General features: G+C 65.9%; 13 protein-coding genes. 5 read left to right on the top strand and 8 right to left on the bottom strand.

Going from position 1 to position 13,339, the window contains the following annotated elements:
* The first annotated feature begins 16 nt into the window (after positions 1-16).
* From EJI00_RS10810 to EJI00_RS10820, 3 genes are all read left to right on the top strand, one after another.
* Positions 17-538, top strand: a complete 522-nt coding sequence (locus EJI00_RS10810; protein ID WP_126747465.1) for a dihydrofolate reductase — start codon at positions 17-19, stop codon at positions 536-538.
* Complete coding sequence (locus tag EJI00_RS10815; protein ID WP_126747466.1) at positions 535-1,659, top strand: phosphatidate phosphatase App1 family protein; 1,125 nt, start codon at positions 535-537, stop codon at positions 1,657-1,659. Before EJI00_RS10810 ends, EJI00_RS10815 begins: the two co-directional genes overlap by 4 nt.
* 161 nt (positions 1,660-1,820) lie before the next feature.
* On the top strand, positions 1,821-2,060 hold the full coding sequence (locus EJI00_RS10820; protein WP_126747467.1) for a hypothetical protein: 240 nt from the start codon (positions 1,821-1,823) through the stop codon (positions 2,058-2,060).
* Here EJI00_RS10820 and ligD read toward each other — a convergent pair.
* From ligD to EJI00_RS10855, 7 genes are all read right to left on the bottom strand, one after another.
* Positions 2,047-4,608 (bottom strand): DNA ligase D, encoded by a 2,562-nt coding sequence (gene ligD / locus EJI00_RS10825; RefSeq protein ID WP_126747468.1) that lies wholly within the window; start codon positions 4,606-4,608, stop codon positions 2,047-2,049. The genes EJI00_RS10820 and ligD overlap by 14 nt on opposite strands.
* Complete coding sequence (locus EJI00_RS10830; protein ID WP_126747469.1) at positions 4,587-5,600, bottom strand: lysylphosphatidylglycerol synthase domain-containing protein; 1,014 nt, start codon at positions 5,598-5,600, stop codon at positions 4,587-4,589. The genes ligD and EJI00_RS10830 overlap by 22 nt, the downstream gene beginning before the upstream one ends.
* A 7-nt stretch (positions 5,601-5,607) precedes the next feature.
* Entirely contained in the window at positions 5,608-7,146 is a 1,539-nt protein-coding gene (locus tag EJI00_RS10835; RefSeq protein WP_126747470.1) for an ATP-binding protein, read from the bottom strand.
* The gene (locus tag EJI00_RS10840) at positions 7,143-8,639 is read right to left on the bottom strand and encodes an ATPase domain-containing protein (RefSeq protein WP_126747471.1); all 1,497 of its coding nucleotides are present in this window, start codon (positions 8,637-8,639) and stop codon (positions 7,143-7,145) included. The genes EJI00_RS10835 and EJI00_RS10840 overlap by 4 nt, the downstream gene beginning before the upstream one ends.
* A 182-nt stretch (positions 8,640-8,821) precedes the next feature.
* Positions 8,822-9,010, bottom strand: coding sequence for a hypothetical protein (locus EJI00_RS10845; protein WP_126747472.1), 189 nt, complete (start codon positions 9,008-9,010; stop codon positions 8,822-8,824).
* 108 nt (positions 9,011-9,118) lie between these two features.
* On the bottom strand, positions 9,119-10,042 hold the full coding sequence (locus EJI00_RS10850; RefSeq protein WP_126747473.1) for a cation diffusion facilitator family transporter: 924 nt from the start codon (positions 10,040-10,042) through the stop codon (positions 9,119-9,121).
* A 46-nt stretch (positions 10,043-10,088) separates the two neighbouring features.
* The gene (locus tag EJI00_RS10855) at positions 10,089-10,268 is read right to left on the bottom strand and encodes a DUF3606 domain-containing protein (protein WP_126747474.1); all 180 of its coding nucleotides are present in this window, start codon (positions 10,266-10,268) and stop codon (positions 10,089-10,091) included.
* Between the two features lie 193 nt (positions 10,269-10,461).
* On the opposite strand from EJI00_RS10855, the gene xth reads away from it, so the two are divergent.
* Positions 10,462-11,247: an exodeoxyribonuclease III gene (gene xth / locus EJI00_RS10860; RefSeq protein WP_126747475.1), complete on the top strand. Its 786-nt coding sequence runs from the start codon at positions 10,462-10,464 to the stop codon at positions 11,245-11,247.
* Positions 11,248-11,252: 5 nt separating this feature from the next.
* Complete coding sequence (locus EJI00_RS10865; protein ID WP_409514014.1) at positions 11,253-11,759, top strand: hypothetical protein; 507 nt, start codon at positions 11,253-11,255, stop codon at positions 11,757-11,759.
* Positions 11,760-11,780: 21 nt separating this feature from the next.
* Here EJI00_RS10865 and ntrC read toward each other — a convergent pair whose 3' ends face one another.
* Positions 11,781-13,319, bottom strand: coding sequence for a nitrogen regulation protein NR(I) (gene ntrC / locus EJI00_RS10870; protein ID WP_126747477.1), 1,539 nt, complete (start codon positions 13,317-13,319; stop codon positions 11,781-11,783).
* Between the last annotated feature and the right edge of the window lie 20 nt (positions 13,320-13,339).

The raw sequence follows: 13,339 nt of genomic DNA on the forward strand, positions 1-13,339 counted from the left end.
CACTGTTCCGCCCGATATGCCCACACCGCGCCTGCACCTCATCTTCGCCCGCGCCGCCAACGGCGTGATCGGTGCCAAGGGCACCATGCCGTGGCACCTGCCCGAAGACATGGTGCACTTCAAGCAGCAGACAGCCGGCGCGCCGGTCGTCATGGGCCGCAAGACCTGGGATTCGCTGCCGCCGCGCTTCAAGCCCCTGCCGGGGCGGCACAACATCGTCATCACGCGGCAGGACGACTGGAAAGCCGAAGGCGCGCACCGCGTCGGCAGCCTGCAGGAAGCGCTCGCGCTGTGCGACGAATCGCAGGTGCCCGACGTATGGGTGATCGGCGGCGCGCAGATCTACGCCGAAGCCGAACCGCTCGCGCAGTACGCCGTGGTGACCGAGCTCGCCCACGACTACGAAGGCGATGCGCACGCACCCGAACTCTCCCCTGCGGAGTGGCGCGAGACAAAGCGCGAGCCGCACGTTTCCGCCAAGGAGGGCCTGAACTTCAGCTTCGTGACCTACGAGCGCGTGGGATCGCCCAAGGCATGAGCGGCGGCATCCAACAACGCCCCGCTGTCCCGCCGCTGCGGCGCCGCTCCCTTCTGGCCGGCGCCGCACTGCTTTGCGGCCTGGCGCCGATGCGTGCGCTGCAGGCGGCCGAGCGGCTCGAACCCGATGAAGAGGCGCTCTTCATGCCAGGCACGGCGCGCCCCACCAGCGATGGCCGGTTCGAGGTCGACATTCACGCCTGGGTGTACGAACCCGAGCGGCGCTGGGGCCTGAACGCCGCGTTCGCGCGTTACCTGGGGCTGAGCCTGAACAAACTCTCGCCCGCGGCGCGCCTGCGCTTCAACCAGCGCACTGCGCTGTTCCACGCCGAATCGGAAGAAGGCAAGGTGTTCGACATCGATTTCGATGGCAGCACGGCGCGCGTGAGCTCGCCGCCTTCGGGCGCCAACGGCCGCATGGACATGCGGATCGTCATCGACGCACCCAAGGCATCGCCTGTGGACGAATGGCTGAAGTTCCATGCCGTGACCGGCCCGGGCGAACTGCTGCACCGCTTCAGGGGCCAGGCGCTGATCGTTCCCGCCGAGGGCCTGTCGATCATTTCGGACATCGACGACACCATCAAGCGCACGCAGGTGCGCGACCGGCGCGAGATGCTGCTGAACACCTTTGCGCGGCGCTTCGAGGCGGCGCCCGGCATGGCGGCTTACTACCGCGCGCTGTCGCAAACGCCGGGCACGCGGTTCCACTATCTTTCGGCCAGCCCGATGCAGCTCTACCCCGCGCTGGCCGACTTCGTTCGCGACGCGGGCTTTCCGACCGGCAGCATGCACCTGCGCGAGAGCACCAGTTGGCGCACGCTGATCCCGGGCGACCAGGATTCGCGCACGCACAAGCTCGGCATCATCGAACGGCTGCTGGCCGACTTTCCGCACCGCCGGTTCATGCTGGTGGGCGATTCGGGCGAAAGCGACCCCGAAATCTACGGGCAGGTGGCGCGCACCCATCCCAGCCGCATCGACAGCATCGCGATACGCGATGTAACCGGTGAAGACAGCACTGCCGGGCGCTACGCAACGGCATTCGACGGCATCGACCCCGCACGTTGGCAGATTCTTTCCGCCGACCGGGGCCCGGCGCCGATGCAGGCCGCGCGGTAAGCGGTTTCAGTCGCCACCAGAATCAGCACCTTCGTTTCACATCCGGGCAAAAACGAACACTTCAGTGCACATCAAAAAGTCGTGTGCGGCGCAGGGATTAGGCACAAACGTGATTTTTTCCGCAAAATGTTTGTACCGCCATCTAGACAAGGAGACGGCTCATGTCCATGGAGTTTCTTCGAGTCATCGCCGAACAGAAATTGCCATACGTCGTCCACACGCCAGCAGATATCGACAGGGTGCGCGTGCTGCGTGCGGCCGAGCTGGTGACTGCTTTCATCCCGCCGTCCAGCCACGCGCCGGACGACCGCGCCATACGCCAGCTCGCCCAGGTGGAATCGATCACCGTGAAGGGCAAGCTGGCGCTGAACAAGGCCACCTCGGCCTTCATCGAGCTCTGAGCTTTGCGGACTCGAACCCCAGCCGCTTCATCGCGGCACCCGGGCTGATCGCAGCCTTCGCATAGCCTGCCCACGGGTCGTTGCCGCGGTCGAGCCGGGCATGGATGTTTCGGAGCGTCCACTGCGCGCCGCTTGAAAGCGTCGGCACCTCGGCCCACTCCACCGGCACCGACACCCCCATGCCCGGACGGGCACGCACCGACCATGCGCACACCGTGGTGGCGCCGAAACCGTTGCGCAGGTAGTCGATGAAGATGCGGCCGACGCGATTGCTCGGCCCGCTCTTGGCCACGAACATCTGCGGCACCGTGCGGGCCATGTGCCGCACGATGGCCTGCGAAAAATCCTTGACCGTGTCCCAGTCGTACTGCCGCTTGAGCGGCACGACCACGTGCAACCCTTTGCCGCCGCTGGTCTTGCAGAAAGACGGCAGGCCGAGTTCTTCGAGCACCACGCGCATCAGCTCCGCCGCCTGAAGCACCATGGGCCAGCCGACGCCCTCGCCCGGGTCGAGGTCGAAGGTCATGCGGTCGGGCTTGCCGATGAGCGTCTTCACTGCGTTCCAGGTGTGGAGCTCGATGACGTTCATCTGCGCCGCGCTCAACAGCCCCAGCGGATTGGCTACTTCGATGAGCTCGGGGTGGGCGGGCCACAGCGCCGGATCGAGCTGCCGCACACCGGCCATCTGGCCCTCGTCGAGGTGCTTCTGAAAGAACAGCTGCCCCTTGATGCCCTGCGGCGCACGCACGAAAGACACTGGCCGCGCCTTCAGGTGCTCCATCATCAGCGGCGCGACAAGGCCGTAGAAGCGCACCACCTCGACCTTGGTGATGCCGGTGGTCGGGTCGACCACGCGGTCGGCATTCGAGACCTTGAAGTTGGCGGGCATCGTGGCCGAAGGCTCGGGCCCGGCATCTTCTGCAGGCTTGGCCTTCGGCTGGTGAACCGGCTTCTCGCGGATGATCGCCTTGGCCGGCTTGTCGGTGCGCACGCTGTGGAACACCGGGTGGCGCACATGGCCGTCCTTCGTCCATTCCGAAAAAGTGACTTCGGCCAGCAGCACCGGCTTGACCCAATGGGCGCGGCGGTCATTCTCGGTCGGATCCTTGAACGGGCGCTTGTCGGTGCCGAGCGGCTGCAGCCTTTCGAGCATTTCGTTGAGGGTGCGGCCGTTGAAGCCCGCGCCAACCGCACCCGAATAAATGAGGTCGCCCTTCTCATCGTGCACGCCGATCAGCAATGCGCCGATGCCCACGCGCGAACCCTTCGGATCGGTATAGCCGCCGATCACGAACTCCTGCCGCCGCGAGCACTTGAGCTTGATCCAGTCGGGCGAACGGCGCGATGCATAGGTGCTGTTCTTGCGCTTGCCGATCACGCCCTCCAGCCCGATCTTGCAGGCCGACGCCACGATGTCCTCAGGAGGCGCATCGAAGATTTCGCTGAAGCGGATTTCAGGCGGTGCCTTGGCAAGCAGCGACTGCAGCAAGGCCCGGCGCTCCACGAGCGGCACGCCCGTGAGATCGAATCCGTCGTAGTACGGCAGATCGAAAAGAAAGTAGACGATGTTGCTGGTCTTCTCCTTGTCGAAGGCATTCTGCAGCGCCTGGAAGTCGGTGCTTCCGGATTCGTTGAGCACCACGATCTCGCCGTCGAGCCAACCGGGCTTGAGCTTCATGGCCTTGATGGCGCGCACCAGCTGCGGCATGCGGCTGCTCCAGTCGTGCCCGTTGCGCGTGATGAGCTGCACTTCTTTCTTTTCATCGATTCGCGCGAGCAGGCGGTACCCGTCGAACTTGATTTCGTAGAACCAGTTGTCGGGGTCGGCCGGCGGGCCGTCGACCAGCGTGGCAAGCAGCGGTGAAAGCTTGGCGGGCACGGCGGCCTTCACCGCATCGGCCGGCATGCCGCCGCCCGATGCCTTGCCGCGTTTTTTGCGCGCGGGTGCCGCCTCTGCCGCGGGCGCCGCAGCCGCGGCGCCGGGCGTAGGCATCGGCATCTCCGCCACGCTGCCCGGAAACTGGTCGACCACGCTGAACTCGGCGGCCGGGCGGGCGTAGCCGTCGTGCTCCTTGATCAGCAGCCACGCATCCTGCTTGTCGTCCTTGCTGCTGTGCATGCGCACCAGCGCCCACTTGCCGCGCAGCTTGTAGCCATGCAGTTCGAACTTGAGGTTCCCCGCCTTGTAGCCCTTGCGCGCATCGCCGATGGGCGTCCAGGTGCCCTTGTCCCAGATGATCACCTTGCCCGCGCCGTACTGCTTGGGCGGTATCACGCCTTCGAACTGGTTGTACGAGATGGGGTGGTCCTCGACATGCACGGCCATGCGCTTGTCGTGCGTGTCGTAGCTCGGGCCCTTGGGCACTGCCCAGCTTTTCATCGCGCCGCTGAGCTCGATGCGAAAGTCGTAGTGCAGTCGGCTCGCCCAGTGTTTCTGCACCACGAACTGCAGCGTGCCGGGCGCCGATGAACCGCCTTCCTCCGGCTCCGGCGTGACGCCGAAGTTGCGCTTCTCCTTGTAGCGCTTCAGCGGGTTTGCGCGCGCCATGGTGTGTCGCTCCCCGCGTCCTGCGGATGGCTCGCCGCGTAGCGTTCGAGCAGAAGGTAAAGCACCACGCCGCCGGCCAGCGGCAGAAGGTAGTAGAGCGCGCGGTACGCCAGCACGGCGCCCATCAACGCGCCCTGCCGCACGGTGCCCGAGAGCAGCGCCAGGTACACGGCCTCGAGCACGCCCAGCCCCGCCGGTATGGGCGTGATCACCCCGACGATGGAGGCAGCGAGCAACACGCTCAGCGTGGTCGCATACGGCACCTGCCGGCCCAGCAGCAGGTACATGGCGCAGCCCATCAATGCCCAGTTGGCGGTGGAAAGCGTGAGCTGCACCAGCGCGATCTGCGCCGAAGGCAGCTTCAGCCGCCGCCCCCTCACCTGCCATTGGCGCCCGCGCGAAAACGCACACGCCACCACGTAGGCGGCGACCAGCAGGATCATCGCCACGCCAAGCACGCGCAGTGCGTCCGTGCCGATGTTGGCCTGGCGCGGCGGCGTGATGGCGCCCGCCGCAAACAAGCCGCCCGCCAGCAGCCCGTAGCCCAGCCAGTTGGTCGCCAGGCTGATGCCGACGATCTGCGCCACGGTGGTCTCGTCCACCCCCGCTCGCGCATAGAGCCGTGCACGCAGCGCAATGCCGCCCACCAGAGACCCGAGGTTGAGATTGAAGGCATAGCTTGTGACCGCGATGGCCCAGGTGCGCCAGCGCGGCACGCGGTGGCGCGTGTGCCGCCGGCCGATGAGATCGAAGCATCCATACAGCGCGTGGCTCGCGGTTGCGATGCCCAGCACGCCGAGCAGCAGCGTGGCGGGGTAGCGCTGCAATGCATGCCATGCGCCCGCCCAATCGACCTTGTGCGCATGCGAAAGCAGCAGGCCCAGCACCGCGAGCCCGAGCAGCGGCAGCAGCCAGCGGCGGCAGCGCCGCCACAGCGACGGCCTCGCGGTGGACGGGCCGGGCGCCGAGAGCGTGGTGGCGTCGTGGTTCATGGCGTTGCTACAGAACGGAGACCAGCGCCGCGAGGTCGAGCGGCTTGAGCAGGTGATGGTCGAACCCGGCCATGGCAATGCGGTCCTTGTCGCCCTGCTGGCCCCAGCCGGTCAGTGCGACGAGGATCAGCCCCTTGAGCGCGGGATTGGCGCGCAGCTTGATGGCCAGCTCGCAACCGTCCATGCCCGGCATGCCGATGTCCAGGATCGCAAGGCCCGGCAGCACGCCTTCGGCGACCGCACGCAGCGCGGCGTCGCCGCTGTACGCCACATGGGTCGAGGCTCCGAGCGACTGCAGCAGGTCGCTCAGTGCGTCGGCCGCATCGCGGTTGTCGTCCACGATCAGCACCGTGCCGGGCAAGGAAGCCGGCCAGCCTTGAATGGCCGTCCCCCGCGGCCTCGGCAAGTCCGCTCCGATGCGCGTGAGCGGCAGGCGCACGCAGAACATCGCGCCCCGCCCGAGACCCGCGCTGGTGGCCTCGACGCTGCCGCCGTGCAGTTCGACCAGGCTCTTCACCAGGGTGAGCCCGATGCCCAGCCCGCCTTGCGCCGCCTTGGAAGTGCCGCTGACCTGAACGAACATCTCGAAGATCGACTCCAGCATTTCGGACGCGATGCCGGTGCCGTTGTCCCACACCTCGACCACGGCCTGGCGGCCCTCCTTGCGCAGCGCAATCCTGATCTTGCCGCCCGGGGCCGTGTACTTGGCGGCGTTGTTGAGCAGGTTCGAAAAGACCTGCGTCAGGCGAACGCCGTCGCCCCGCACAACCAGCGGTTCGGCGAACAGCTCCGTGGCCAGCTCGTGCTTCGCGCCTTCGAGCAAGGGGCGGCTCAGTTCGATGGCGTCCTTGATGACCGATTCGAGCGCGACCGCTTCCATGCGCAGTTCGATCTTGCCGCGCGTGATGCGCGAGACCTCCATCAGGTCGTTCACCAGCCGCACCATGTGGTCGATCTGCCGGCCCATCAGCTCGTAGTAGCGCAGTGCTTCCGCGGCCTCATGCGGCTTTCGCATCAGCAGGGTGAGCGCGGTGCTCATGGGTGCGAGCGGATTGCGCAGCTCGTGCGCCAGCGTGGCAAGGAACTCGGTCTTGCGCTGGTCGGCTTCGCGCAGCCCGTCGAGCAGGTCGCGCAGCTGGTACTGGCGGTTGCGCGCGCGCAGCGCCGTGCGCACCGTGCTGATGAGCGAAGCCACCCGCATCGGACGTTCGATGACGGTGACGTTCGCGAGCTTGTCCATGGCCTCGGCGATGACGCGCGAATCCGCGCCCTGTCGGGCCAGAATGAGCACCGGCACGTCGGACCATGGCTCCTGCGAACCCAGCACCTCGTTCAGCGCGGCCGCGGCCGGATCGGCCAGCACTTCTTCCGCCAGCATGATTGCGCCCGCGCCCACCTGCAGTTCCTGCACCAGCTCGCACAGGTTCGCGCAGGAGTGCGTGTCGATCTGGGCGCGAGCCAATACGGCATTGGCCATGAGGGCGTCCCTGGAGGTCGCGGTTCGCAACAGGATGCGCTGCTCGACGGTTGCCGGTGCTGCGCTCACGATGCGTGCTGCACGCCGTCGATGGGAATGGGAATGCCCGACAGGATGCCCCTGAAGTTACGCAGCGGCTCGCCGATCTTCAGGCCCATGGCAGTCATCGAGAAATCGCGGATGCTCCGCTCATGCGCCCCGCCGCGCTTCTTCAGCACCGAGATCGCCTGGCGCACTTCACCGTCGAGCTCGAAATAGCGGAGCAAAACCACGGCATCGGCCAAGTAGCTCGCATCCACGGGTGTCTGCATCTGCATGCCGATGAGCCCGTGCTGCGCGCCGACCAGCAGCGTTGCAACGCCCGCCTGACCCAGGTAGGAAAGCAGTTCGTGCAGCTGCGCAATCAGAAACCGCTCGTCCGGCATGGCGTTGAGGTAGCCGTTCAGGCTGTCGATCACCACGACGGCCGCACCGGACTCCACCACCGCCAGCCGGATCAGGTGCACGAACTCGCCGGGCGACAACTCGGCTGGGTCCACCTGACGTACCTTGATGCGGCCGCCATCGATGTGCGACCCAAGGTCCATCCCCATGCTTTCGCAGCGCGTGCGCAAGGTGTTGATGCTCTCGTCGAAGATGAAGAGCGCCGCGCATTCGCCGCGTTGTGCCGCCGCGAGCGCAAATTGCACTGCCACCGTCGACTTGCCGGTACCCGGCGCACCGACGATCAGCGTGCTCGTTCCCCTCTCTATGCCGCCGCCCAGCAAGGCGTCGAGCGACTCGATGCCGCTCGGAATCCGTACCTGTGTGAGTGCGGCCGAATGTTCGGCCGCCACCAGGCGTGGAAACACGCGCAGGCCCCCGCGCTCGATGCGGTAGTCGTGATAGCCGCCACGAAACTGCTGGCCGCGGTACTTGCTGACGACCAGCCTGCGGCGCGCGGCGCCGTAGTCGGAGCTGATCTGCTCGAGCCGCAGCACCGCATGGGCGATGCTTTGGACCTGCAGGTCGTGCTTGGTGGCGGTCATGTCGTCCAGCAGCAGCACCGTGCAACGGCGGCCTGCGAAGAACTGCTTGAGCGCGAGAATCTGCCGTCTGTAGCGAAGGGAGCTGCCGGCCAGCAGGCGCAGCTCGGACAGCGAGTCGAACACGACGCGCGACGGCTTGATCACATCGACGTCCGACAGGATCCTCAACGTGGTTTCGCTGAGTTCGACCTCCGAGGGATGGAACATCGTGTACTGCTCGTCGGGCTCCAGTGCGGCTTCCGTCGGGAGCATTTCGCGCACCTCGATGCCGCTCAGATCCCATCCATGCGAATCGGCGACACCCCTGAGTTCATGCGCCGTTTCGGACAAGGTGACGTACAACACCGATTCGCCGCGCGCCGCTCCTTCGATCAGGAACTGCAGTGCGATCGTGGTCTTGCCCGCGCCCGGCGTACCCTCGACCAGGTAAAGGCGATTGGCCGTGAGGCCGCCTCCAAGAACATCGTCGAGGCCGGGCACGCCGATCTTTATCAGGCGTTCCTGCGCGGCCCCCGTCGTGCCGTCGATCTTCATTTTTTCCTCCATCGTATGGACAGACAGTCCTTCTTTACGCTGTTGTCTGTTTGCGATCTACCTGCGGGAAAATGACTCCGCAGGCCGGGCAAGTCGATGCCCGCAGGAATGATTTTTAGCTAAGAGCTGGGCCTTACCTGTAGGGCGGCGCCTTTTTCGCGAGAAGACAAAGCTCCCGCCACTCAAGACTTTTCGGGTGTCTTGTGCTCGGCCGAACCCGGGTCTTCGAGCTTCTTGTTCTCGACCTTCTTCATCATTTCCTCGCCCTCGGTGTCGCTGCCGTCGGTGGGCACGGATTCTTCCTGCGTGATCTCGGGTTCGTCGGGCGAGCGCTTCGGGCGCGACGCCGGTGGCTGTGTAGGCGTGTTCATGCGGCTATCTCCTGAGTAAGGCCCGACAGTGGCGCAAGCGCAGGGTTGGAGCGCTCAGGCAAAGACGTGAGCGCGGGTCAGCCAAGGCCGACGATGCGGCCCGGCGCCTCAGGCGCGCGCAACGGTTTCCACCGGCGCTTCGCTCGCCTCTATGAAAAGCCGCCGGATCATGGGAAAGCGTGCGCGCACCTGCCCTTCGATGGCCGTGATGGCGTCGGCCGCTTCGCCGGTGGCCGTGCCCTCCTTGAAGTTCACATCGACGATGGCCAGCACCTCGTCGGGCCCGATGTACATCGACAGCACATGGCCGACGTCGCTGACGCTGGGCTGCTCCATGGCCAGGCTGCGAATGGCGCGCGCCGTCTCGGGGCGGATGCCTTCACCGATGAGAAGCCCGCGCGCCTGGCCGATCAGCAGCACCGCCACGCCCGCCAGCAACAGCCCGATCACCACCGAAGCCGCGCCGTCGAGTTCTGGCATGCCGAAGCGGTGGCTCAGGTAGATGCCCAGCGCGGCCACGGCCAGGCCAATGAGCGCCGCGGAATCTTCGGCCAGCACGGTATAGGTGGTCGGGTCCTTGCTTTGCCCGAGCGCACGCCAGAAAGGCACGCCCCGCGCCTGGGCCCGGAATTGCCGCAACGCAATGAGAAAGCTGGTGCCTTCGAACACGAAGGCCAGGGCCAGCACGACGTAGTTCCAAGTGGGGTCGCGCATCGGCTCCGGCTTGCGAATGTGCTGGATGCCTTCGTAGAACGACACGCCACCACCCAGCCCGAAGATGAGCACCGCGACGATCAGGCTCCAGAAGTAGAGCTCCTTGCCGTGGCCGAACGGATGCTCGGGCGTTGCGGGCCGCTGGCTCAGCCTGATGCCCACCAGCAGCAATACGCCGTTGAAGGTGTCGACCGCGGAGTGGATGCCTTCCGACAGCATGGCCGAACTGCCGGTGATGCCGGCCACCGCGAACTTGGTCGCGGCAATGGCCAAGTTGGCGCCGATCGCGCCGTAGATGGCAACCTTGGATTCAGCCATCCATCAGGGGGTGCGGCCCAAAACCGGCCCGCGGCCCCCGTGCTTTTCAGGGCAGGCCAAGGTAGACCCGCAGGTCGTCCTTGTAGGTGCCCGCGGATGCCACCGCCAACCGGAGCCGCGTTTCGCTGACGCCGAACCACTTGGTCCAATAGTCGACCTCTTTCAGGTCGGTGATGTCGATGTGCTCGTCGTTCTGCGGAACGCGAATCTCCATATCGTCCGGCATCGGGTTCTCCAGGTTGTTGGAGTCGGCAGTTTCACCGTAGGAAAAACGCGCCTTGCCGGTCGCCTTCCATGGTTCTTGCAGGACAAATTCTATACGCGTCGGCGGATCCTGCGCCTGGAGGGCGCGAGTGAGGTACAAAGGCAAACTCGCGCATTCCTGCAGGAGTGCCCTCTAATCAACAACGTAGCGCTTGATGAAAATAGCCACCTGGAACGTCAACTCCCTCACCGCTCGCCTGCAGCATGTGCTCGACTGGCTGATCGCCAACCCCGTCGACGTGCTGTGCCTGCAGGAGCTCAAGATGAGCGACGACAAGTTCCCTCTCGAGGTGCTCAAGTCGGCTGGCTACGAATGCGCGGTGTTCGGCCAGAAAACCTACAACGGCGTGGCCATCCTGAGCCTGGCGCCGATGCGGGACGTGGCAAAGAACATCGGCGGCTTTACCGACGACCAGTCGCGGGTGATCGCCGCCACCATCGAAACGGCGGCCGGCCCTCTGCGCGTGGTGAATGGCTACTTCGTCAATGGCCAGGCGCCGGGCACCGACAAGTTCGAGTACAAGATGGGCTGGCTGCGCGCCCTGCGCGAATGGCTGCGGGCCGAGATGGCGGCGCACCCGAACCTGGTTCTGCTGGGCGACTTCAACATCACACCCGAAGACCGGGACAGCTACGACCCGGTGGGGCTGGCGGAAACGATCCACCACACGACCGAGGAGCGCGAGCAGTTCAAGGCGCTGCTGCAGCTTGGTCTGGTCGACAGCTTCCGCTTGTTCGAGCAACCGGAGAAAAGCTATTCGTGGTGGGACTACCGGATGCTCGGCTATCAGAAGAACCGCGGGCTGCGCATCGACCACATTCTTGTGAGCGAACCGCTGCTGCCGCGCGTCAAGGGTTGCATCATCGACCGCGTGCCGCGCAAGTGGGAAAAGCCAAGCGACCATGCACCGGTGGTGCTCGATCTCGACCAAGGTATCTGATGAAAATGACTCTTCGCACACTGGCAACCGTTGCAGCCGCACTGACCCTTGTCGCCTGCTCGGCCTTGAAGCCGGCGGACAAGGCCGGCGAGGACAAGTCGGCCACCGCCGCCCCCGATGAAGTGGCTGGCGCAAGAACCGACGTGCCGACCGTGCGCCTGATCACGGCGCAAACGCCGGCCGTGCGGGCCTATCGCAAGACGGGTGCGCGGCAGATCTACAAGACCTACGCGCAGCGCATCTACAAGGGAAAGATTCCCCCGCTGGTGTATGCGGTGGTGGTGGTCGAAACGGAGCTCGATGCCAGCGGCAACGTGACGAATGTGACGTTCAGCCGCGTTCCGAGCCATGCGCCCGAAGTGCCGGGCAAGATCGCGGAACTGATCAAGGCGGCATCGCCCCTGCCGAGCCCCGGGCGCCTGGGCGGCCACACCTATGTGGACACCTGGCTCTGGGACAAGAGCGGAAACTTCCAGCTGGATTCACTCACGCTAGGCCAGCGAAGCCGCTAGCCAAGGCCCGGCAGGGCCAAACTACTCGATGCCCAGTTCCTGGATTTTCCGGGTGATGGTGTTGCGGCCGATGCCCAGTTTCTGAGCGGCTTCGATGCGGCGGCCGCGGGTGTTGGCCAGCGCGGTGAGGATGAGCCGCGATTCGAAGCGGCGCGACAGCACGTCCCAGACATCGGTGCGGCCGGCGGCCAGCAGCGCCTGCGCCTCGATCTCGAGGCCGCTCTCCCAGCTGCTGGCGCCCACCAGGCCTCCGGTCGCGTCAGGCGCGGCGCTCGCCAGAGCAAATTCTCGCTCTGGGCTGGGTGCCAGCAGCGGTGCGGGCTGCGCGGCGGTCTGCGTTGCGGCGACGGCAGCTTCACCGGCGTGCGCATGCGCTTCCACGCCGGCTCCAGCGGCCATGACTTCGGGCGGCAGGTCCTTGGCTTCGATGAGTTGGGCCGGCGCCATCACGGTCAGCCAGTGGCAGATGTTCTCGAGCTGGCGTACGTTGCCCGGGAAGCTGAAGGCCGCGAGCTTGGCCAATGCGGCATCGGAAATGCGCTTGGGCTCGACGCCGAGCTGGCGCGCACTCACCTGCAGGAAGTGGCGCGTGAGTGCGGGTACGTCCTCGCCGCGCTCGCGCAACGCGGGCAGGCGCAGGCGAATCACGTTGAGGCGGTGGAACAAGTCTTCGCGGAAGCCGCCGAGCTTGACGCGCTGCTCCAGGTCCTGGTGGGTGGCCGCGATCACGCGCACGTTGGCCTTCACGGAGTTGTGGCCGCCCACGCGGTAGAAGTGTCCGTCGCTCAGCACGCGCAGCAGGCGTGTCTGCAGGTCGAACGGCATGTCGCCGATTTCGTCGAGAAAGAGCGTGCCACCTTCGGCTTGCTCGAAGCGGCCGCGCCGCATCGTTTGCGCACCGGTGAAAGCGCCGCGCTCATGGCCGAAGAGTTCGCTCTCGAGCAGGTCCTTGGGAATGGCCGCGGTGTTGATGGCCACGAAGGGGCCGTTGGCGCGCGGCGAATGCTTGTGCAGCGCACGCGCCACCAGTTCCTTGCCCGAACCCGATTCGCCGGTGATGAGCACCGTGACGTTGCTTTGCGAAAGCCGGCCGATGGCGCGGAACACGTCCTGCATGGCGGGCGCCTGGCCCAGCATTTCGGGCGCGGCGACCATGCGTTCTTCGGCCACTTCCTCGCGCTGGCTTTCGTCGACGGCACGGCGGATCAGCTCGACGGCGCGCGGCAGGTCGAAAGGCTTGGGCAGGTATTCGAAGGCGCCACCCTGGAAGGCCGAAACGGCGCTGTCGAGGTCGGAGAACGCCGTCATGATGATGACGGGCAGGCCGGGGTGCTTGGCCTTGATCTTGTCGAGCAGGTCGAGCCCGGAGCCGCCGGGCATGCGGATGTCGCTCACCAGGACCTGCGGGCCCTGCTGTTCGTCGTCGGCGGCAAGTTCGAGGGCGGCCAGCACCTCGCGCGTGTTGGTGAAGCTGCGCGTGGGCAGGTCTTCGCGCAACAAGGCCTTCTCCAGCACGAAGCGGATCGATTGGTCGTCATCAACTATCCAGATCGGCTTCATGCATCTCCTTGTTGCCGTGG

The organism is Variovorax sp. DXTD-1 (assembly GCF_003984625.1).
Classification (GTDB): Bacteria; Pseudomonadota; Gammaproteobacteria; order Burkholderiales; family Burkholderiaceae_C; genus Variovorax.